Annotated in this window: 7 protein-coding genes; 3 read left to right on the top strand and 4 right to left on the bottom strand. The window is 54.5% G+C overall.

What is annotated here, in order from left to right; genetic code table 11:
* On the top strand, positions 1-210 hold a 210-nt coding region (locus ACGF63_RS22035), incomplete at its 5' end, for a hypothetical protein (RefSeq protein ID WP_387633224.1).
* A gap of 247 nt (positions 211-457) precedes the next feature.
* On the opposite strand, the gene xerC is transcribed toward ACGF63_RS22035, so the two are convergent.
* Both xerC and ACGF63_RS22025 read right to left on the bottom strand, forming a co-directional pair.
* Positions 458-1570, bottom strand: a complete 1113-nt coding sequence (xerC, locus tag ACGF63_RS22030; RefSeq protein ID WP_387633222.1) for a site-specific tyrosine recombinase XerC — start codon at positions 1568-1570, stop codon at positions 458-460.
* Entirely contained in the window at positions 1557-4871 is a 3315-nt protein-coding gene (locus ACGF63_RS22025) for a CHC2 zinc finger domain-containing protein (RefSeq protein WP_387633220.1), read from the bottom strand. Before ACGF63_RS22025 ends, xerC begins: the two co-directional genes overlap by 14 nt.
* Before the next feature lie 99 nt (positions 4872-4970).
* On the opposite strand from ACGF63_RS22025, the gene ACGF63_RS22020 reads away from it, so the two are divergent.
* The gene (locus ACGF63_RS22020) at positions 4971-5369 is read left to right on the top strand and encodes a helix-turn-helix domain-containing protein (RefSeq protein ID WP_036838980.1); all 399 of its coding nucleotides are present in this window, start codon (positions 4971-4973) and stop codon (positions 5367-5369) included.
* A 74-nt stretch (positions 5370-5443) separates the two neighbouring features.
* Complete coding sequence (locus ACGF63_RS22015) at positions 5444-5686, top strand: SymE family type I addiction module toxin (RefSeq protein WP_036842084.1); 243 nt, start codon at positions 5444-5446, stop codon at positions 5684-5686.
* Between the two features lie 92 nt (positions 5687-5778).
* Here ACGF63_RS22015 and ACGF63_RS22010 read toward each other — a convergent pair whose 3' ends face one another.
* Together ACGF63_RS22010 and ACGF63_RS22005 are read right to left on the bottom strand one after the other, a co-directional pair.
* Positions 5779-6120 carry a DUF6572 domain-containing protein gene (locus tag ACGF63_RS22010; protein ID WP_036842083.1) on the bottom strand — a complete coding sequence of 114 codons (342 nt, stop codon included), beginning with the start codon at positions 6118-6120 and terminating at the stop codon, positions 5779-5781.
* 9 nt (positions 6121-6129) lie between these two features.
* On the bottom strand, positions 6130-6693 hold a 564-nt coding region (locus tag ACGF63_RS22005), incomplete at its 5' end, for a hypothetical protein (protein WP_387633219.1).

Below are 6693 nucleotides of genomic sequence, written 5' to 3'. Positions count from 1 at the left end.
GTTGGGGCGGGGGGCGATAAATTAGCGGAGGCCGCCAGGCCGACCTGCCTTCGGGGGGGTGACTGGAAGATAACGCGGCAGCTAAAGAAGAACTCGGGGTTGCCGATGGCCGGCTCAGACGCTGACAGCAGAAGGCGTCAGCCTTGTGCGCCGCACCCTCCGATGCTAACCCGCGGGGGCGCAAGACATAATGCCAATTATACGCATTAAGCCGCTCATCAATGCTCAGGCGATTGCCCGGGCTCACCGGCGCAGTGCGTATAATTCCCCCGCATTATGTTGAATAGGCGTTGGGCGGCCTGGACCGGCTCTACGGGGACGCCGGGGCTTGAGCCGCCTGACGACTATTTACCCCCGCGTGCGCCGGGGCTGACGGGCAGTCCGGCCACGGTCTGCCCCCACACCGAACCCGCCCAGCTTAACGGGGGCGGGCGGACAGTCAGCGGATATCGGGGTGTCAAGTCGGCGTCGGGCTGTCCGGCGGCGTGTCAGCGTCGGCGTTGTCTTCGGCGTACAGGTCGGCCAGTAAACCCACCTCATCGGCGTCGCTGACTTTTTCGTCGGCCATTTGCTCCGCCGGGTGGGTGCTGGCATGTACCGCCTGCAAGGCCCGGATAGAGACCTGCGTATACACCTGGGTGGATTCCACGCTGGCATGGCCTAACATCGCCTGTATCCAGCGCAGGTCCGCCCCGTTCTCCAGCATCTGGGTTGCCATCGCGTGCCGGAACAGGTGGCAGGCGCCTTTTTTCTCAATGCCGGCGGCCCGGATATAGCCGCTCACGGCATGGGTGATACCGTTCGGTTGCAACCCGTCCAGACCGTCCATCGCCACGAACAGCGATTGAAGGTCCGGGGTGACCAGCAGTTGCGGGCGAACCTGTTGCTGATAGAACTGGAGCCAGCTTAAGGCCCGTTCGCCGAGGGGCAATACCCGGTCTTTATTCCCCTTGCCCTGCCGGATGGTCACGGTTTTGCGTGCCCCGTCAATGCTGTAGATATCGAGCCGGGCCGCTTCACTGCGCCGTATCCCCGTTGACCAGAGCAGTTCCATCAGGGCCCGGTCGCGTGCGCCCTGCAACGTATGCGGGTCAGGCAGCGACAGGATATGCTCGATTTCATCAATGCTCAGGATATATTTTGGCAGCCGTTTTTCTTCCCGCGGCAATTCAATGTCCGCTGCCGGGTTCGCCAGTATCAGGTTCTGTTTCGTCAGCCATTTGAACCACACCTGTAACGGCTGCAACTGCGTGCGCTGGGTGCGGATGCTTAGCGGCTCTCCGTTGGTCTTACGGTACTGATACAGATAACGCTGGTAACGTTCCAGTATCGGCCGGGTGATATCCGCGGCATAGTACAGGCCCCGTTCCGTGGCCCACAGGATAAAGCGATAGGTGTGATGGGTCTGTACTTTCAGCGTGGTTTCCGACCAGTTCCTCTCCTGCCGCCATGCCACGAAGCGCAGCAGCAGCGCATACAGGCTTTTTGGGTCATGCGCCGGACCCACCGGCTGACGGTAGACGTCATCGACGGTCAGGAGACTTCCTTTGCGCGGTTTACGGTTTGCCATGATTGACCTCCGGTTGAGATTGAGTGGCGGGCGCAGACAAGGGGCGCGTTTTCTTTTTTCCTTTTATCACTGTGTCTTCCGTTACCCCGACTTGCGGCACGCTGAACCCTTGTTCTGTCTGCCCTGATGGGGATTTTTTCACCCCAGACTTGACCCTAACTTGACCCAGACTTGAGGCAGACTTGCGTTCATTTAAGTCAGACTTGCTCTCATGACCTGTCGGGATGGCTTCCGATGTTTTATCCCTGTCGGGCACGGGCAATGCGTCTCTGTGATTATTTTCCTTAATAATAGCGTTTTCATCTGCCCGGACTTGTGCCCCCGCTGACTCTTGTGCTGTCCGGGCTGATGCGGGTTTTTCTTCCCCAGACTCAGGCCAGACTTGCCCCGGACTTGGGGAAGACTTGCGACCTTCCGGGTCAGACTTGCGTTCACTGCCGGCGGTTTCTGAGTCCGGTTCTCCGACATCCAGCAGGCCGCACAGGTGGGCTGCGCCGTTGTCTTCCCCGTCCCACAGCAGTTCATAATGCAGCAGGTGTCCCCGGCTGCCGCCATGCAACAACAGGTATTCCATTTCCGTCAGCCGTTGACAGTGGTTCTTGAGCTGGCTGTCGCTCCAGTGGGTAAAGGCGCGGATATCCCGCCGGGTAAAGCGCACTTCGTTTGGCTGGCAGTGCTGGATTTGCGCTTGTGCGTTCACCATCTCTTGTATCAGCAGTAACAGCTTACGCGTCTGCGGCGGCATTTCATCCAGCGTGCGCCCCAGCACCTCATGCGCCAGCCGGTTGGCGAGGGTAATGTCGTCTTGGGTGATTTCGATATATTCGATGACCTGTCCGCGGTGGGTCGTTTTCTTCACTTCACGTTGATACTGGTGCAGCAAGGCAATGGCCTGTATCAGCGTCAGGTATTTCATATGGTCGCGCCGCATCCGGGTTTTGTCTGACAGGAACGTCAGTTGATGGGCGTAGGGATTCACCACTTTCAGCGGCCTTAACAAGCGCTGGGCGTTCTGGTGTAACTGCGTCAGATAACCTTTCTCTGAGTCAGCCAGCAACCCTGCCAGTGTCTGACGGTGCCGTTGCATCGCGTGGATGGCTTGCGTCTGTTCGCGCGATTCGTTGACCGTCAGCACCAGACAGCGGTTCAGCAGCTCTTCATCCACATCAATGGCCGTCGTCGTTAACATCAGCATGACCGGTCCCTGCACCTTGTATTCCCGCGTCACCAGTTCGCCGCTCTGTTCGTTTTTGCCGGTGCTGGCGATTTTCAGCTCGCCGTCGGACTGTAACAGTTTCAGGGCATAGGCCGCCTGCCGCACGCCTTCCTCTTCCGCTATCGCCAGTATTTTGTGTTGCAGGCTGGTTTCTCCCAGATAGTAGAGGCTCTGCCCGGTCATCGCCGAGTACTGGATACGCTCCTCTTCCGGCATCAGGTTCAGCACCGCCTCCATCAGGCTGCTCTTGCCTGCCGCGCTGCTGCTCTGGATTAACACGGCCAGCGGTTTATCCAGTTTGCGCGAGACTGCCGCCAGATACCCGGTCAGCAGATTGGTCGATTCGCCGACCACGCCACAGGCGGCCATGTCGTTGATAATCTGTTCTGTCAGGTTTGGCGATGTCAGCAACGCCAGCGCGGCGGCTTCATCTTCTGCGCTGACCGTGACTGCGGTTGTCCCTGAGGCTTCGGCGTCGGCCTGCTGTTGCGCGTCCTGTTGCTGCTCCAGCATCAGCAAGACCCGCCCGGCTTCGCGTTTGATGACCGACAGCTCGCATTCCAGCTCTTGCGCCGCCGTGCTGATGTAGTTCTGACGATGCCGCGCGTGATACATGTCCAGTGTATCCACATGGAACAGGCCGGACGTTTCATCCCGCACCTGCACATTGACTTTCATCACATCGGGCACCGGCGATTTTTTCATCCCCCGTATCCGCCAGACCCGGGGCCCGCTTTTCATCAGCAGTTCACCGCAGGCCGTGCGCTCACAAGGCACGGGGGCAACAGTCAGCTCTGGTGGGGCGGCTAAGGCAGCCGGTTTAGCCACATCTGCATTGTGAGGCTTTTCCGTCATATCTGACGAGACGGGCCGCTCATGACTGAACACCGCACCTGGTGCCGTTCCCTGTCCCAACCAGACCGCCTGTTGCAGGGCCAGCCCCAGCGCATGTTCGGCGTTGCCACTTTTGACGGCATAGTCATTGACATCCATGCCCGGCGGGAACTGCACCCGCCACGCCTCAATGCCGGATTCCAGTAAGTCAGCCGCCACACTGGCCGCGCCACGGTCTCCGGCCTCGTCCCGGTCAAAGGCAATCAGCACCCGTTTCACGCCGTGATACTGCAAGGCTTCGAGGTGCTCACGGTTAAAACCGTTCACCCCGAACGCGGCGATCACGTTACGGAACCCGGCACACCAGAAGGTCATGGCATCGATCAGCGCTTCGCACAGGATAATTTCCGCAGCGGCTTTCATCGCTGCCTCATTCCAGACCCCGGCCAGGGGTGAGGACAGGTACAGATGCTTTGGGCTGTCTTTCAGGACTTTGTAATCCGGCTGGGTTCGGCGGCCATACAGTTGCAGCACCCGCCCGCGGCTGGCCACACTGGCCGATTCGGCCCAGCCGATTATCGGCACCACGACGCAGCCCCGGAAGTGGTCCTGCCGGGTGGTCGTACGCAACACGCCCAGCCCCGATAGCTTGCCGCGCAACTGCTGACCTTCCTGACTGTCTTTGGACGGCAACAATCCCGCCGAACCACTGATACCGTGATGACCCGCATACCCCAGCTTAAAGTGGCTGACCAGTTCAGGATGATGCAGCCCGCGTTTTTCCAGCCAGGCTTTGGCTTCCGGTGACGCCAGTAAGTTCTGATGATAAAAATCAATTACCTGATGCAACAGCGCCTGCCCGTCATCGTCCAGGTCGGCCAGTTTCGGGCGCGGCAGGGGGGCAGACTGTGATCCCGGCGGGGCGGCTAACGAAGAAGCGGCCACAACCGTATTGTCCATGTCCGGCAGCCCGGCCAGCTCCCGCAGCCGGCGGATAGCGATTTTCAGCGTCACGCCTTCCGTTTGTATCACCCAGTCCAGCACCGACCCCGCCGCGCCACAGCCAAAGCAGTGATACAGGTTCTTGGCAGGCGATATCACCATTGAGGGCGTTTTCTCGTGATGGAACGGACAGCGCAGCACATAATCCTCACCGCGTTTTTTCATCGCACGGCCTTGCTTACGCACCAGCCCCAGCAACGAGACGGTTTGCTTTAAGCGGGCTAAATCGGTATCGGGAATGCGGGTCATAAGTCTTTCCTTTTGAACCTTGTCAATAGACATGTTTGCGATATATAATAATCGCATAAAAGAGATTTTACAACAGCCAGCTAAAAAGGAAGGGGTACAATGGCGGACATTTGTGTTTTGCAAACAGGTATTGATATGTCCGTATTTTCTGAACGGCTTAAGATGCTCAGAGAAGCTCGGGGATTAACCCAATCACGGCTTGCCGAGATGATTGAGGTACTGCCCAGAGTGTATAACCGCTGGGAGCGGGGACACATCGTCCCTCAACTGGAGTCCTTGATTAAGCTAGCTGATGTTTTACAGGTTTCTCTTGATGAACTGGTTGGCCGCCGCGAGACCAGCAAAGATGTGAAGATACGTAACCACATATTGCATGAACTCTGGCAACAGGCTGATTCGTTATCCGATGAGGAGCAGAAGGCGTTGATTATGGTGATTGACAGTTTTGTTACCAAGTCAATGATGGAAAAAGTTGTTATGAAGAGCGCCAAGCGCTGAGATGACGCGGCTACCATGAGTTCGGACCTCATGATGGCCGCTGACCACACAACCAACTATGTAGGAGTTGATTTATGGCTGAACGCGATTGTAATGCAAACTCAGACAGTTCGAAAGTCCAGCGCCGCTATAAGGTCGGCTATATCAGCCGATGTCACGCCGATCGCCACACTGGCATGACTCGCTATTACAGCCAGCATCCCAGTTTGCACCTCAAGGGCAACTGGCTGCAAGAAGCAGGCTTTGCCACCGGACAGGCGGTGCAGGTGAGAGTTGAACGGGGACAATTGATTATTCAAGTTGTTACGGAGGATTGAGTTTGCAGCTGGAAAGTTAAAAAAGATCGAAATTAGCGCAGTGAGCAAGCTTTCTGCGCTAATTTGGTCATTGAGATCACATAATTAATTTTCTAAATGACCTCACTTTCCTCATAAGTTAATTCTATGTTAATGGAAGATAATATTTCGTTTACTCTCTCCATAAAATCAATACATTCCTGAGGAATCTTGTACTGGAAAAACACTTTAAACGTTATATTCCTACCCTGAGCATCTGGGAGTTTTTCGTATATTTCTCCGCTTTCAACAAATGCAATATATCTATTAATTTTTTCTTGCAATTTAAAGAGGTGTTCATTAATACAAGATGACCATTGCAAATGATCAGTTATAACCAAGATTACCTGCTGGGAAACTATATCCTCTTGGGTCATTGTAATTAAATCAATTTTATTTATATCTTCTACAGACATATAGCCTCCTTAATCATCCTTTGCTTTTGGCCTTACTATTTCAACTTCTGTCGGTGGTATCTTAGTTCCACTTTCAAATCCCGGCCTACCTTTCCCAACAACTGTACCTCCGCTCTCTTTCAGTTCTGGAAAACCTGTCTTTTGATTCTTTGTTAATGGTGCAGTTTGAGAACTTTTACATTCTATGCACTTGATAGATCCATCTCTATCTTTAGCCATAATATCAACCCTAACTTTGGTCCCTTTATTTGTCTCTATGGTAACTTCCCTAACCGGGGTTTTTAATTTAGGGTCTTGTTTTAACTTATCATAAACAGATTGTTCGAATTCCTTACCTTTCTCATAATTCTGCCATATTTGTGAATCAGAGTTAGGTGATTGAACTTTTGTTTTCACGCCATTTTCAAACGTATAGTACCCACCGTTGTTACTATAAATCGTGTTTCCTGAGGCATCTGCTTTTCCTGTATTGCCATAAACACTACCTTTTGGCCCGATAACTGAATTCCCTTTTGGAGTATAACCAGTAGGTAATGTTGCGCCTTTTCCGACTATATTTATAGAAGTTCTATT

Source organism: Photorhabdus sp. RM322S (assembly GCF_042879395.1).
In the GTDB taxonomy this organism is placed as follows: Bacteria; Pseudomonadota; Gammaproteobacteria; order Enterobacterales; family Enterobacteriaceae; genus Photorhabdus; species Photorhabdus khanii.
The sequence above is the reverse complement of the archived record's forward strand: the minus strand, read 5'-3'. Positions and strand labels throughout refer to the sequence as shown.

What these genes read in the sequence shown, in the direction of transcription:
- ACGF63_RS22010 (WP_036842083.1), bottom strand. Translation starts at nt 6,120, where the DNA reads ATGTCTGTAGAAGATATAAATAAAATTGATTTAATTACAATGACCCAA.
- ACGF63_RS22025 (WP_387633220.1), bottom strand. Translation starts at nt 4,871, where the DNA reads ATGACCCGCATTCCCGATACCGATTTAGCCCGCTTAAAGCAAACCGTC.
- ACGF63_RS22020 (WP_036838980.1), top strand. Translation starts at nt 4,971, where the DNA reads ATGGCGGACATTTGTGTTTTGCAAACAGGTATTGATATGTCCGTATTT.
- ACGF63_RS22015 (WP_036842084.1), top strand. Translation starts at nt 5,444, where the DNA reads ATGGCTGAACGCGATTGTAATGCAAACTCAGACAGTTCGAAAGTCCAG.
- xerC (WP_387633222.1), bottom strand. Translation starts at nt 1,570, where the DNA reads ATGGCAAACCGTAAACCGCGCAAAGGAAGTCTCCTGACCGTCGATGAC.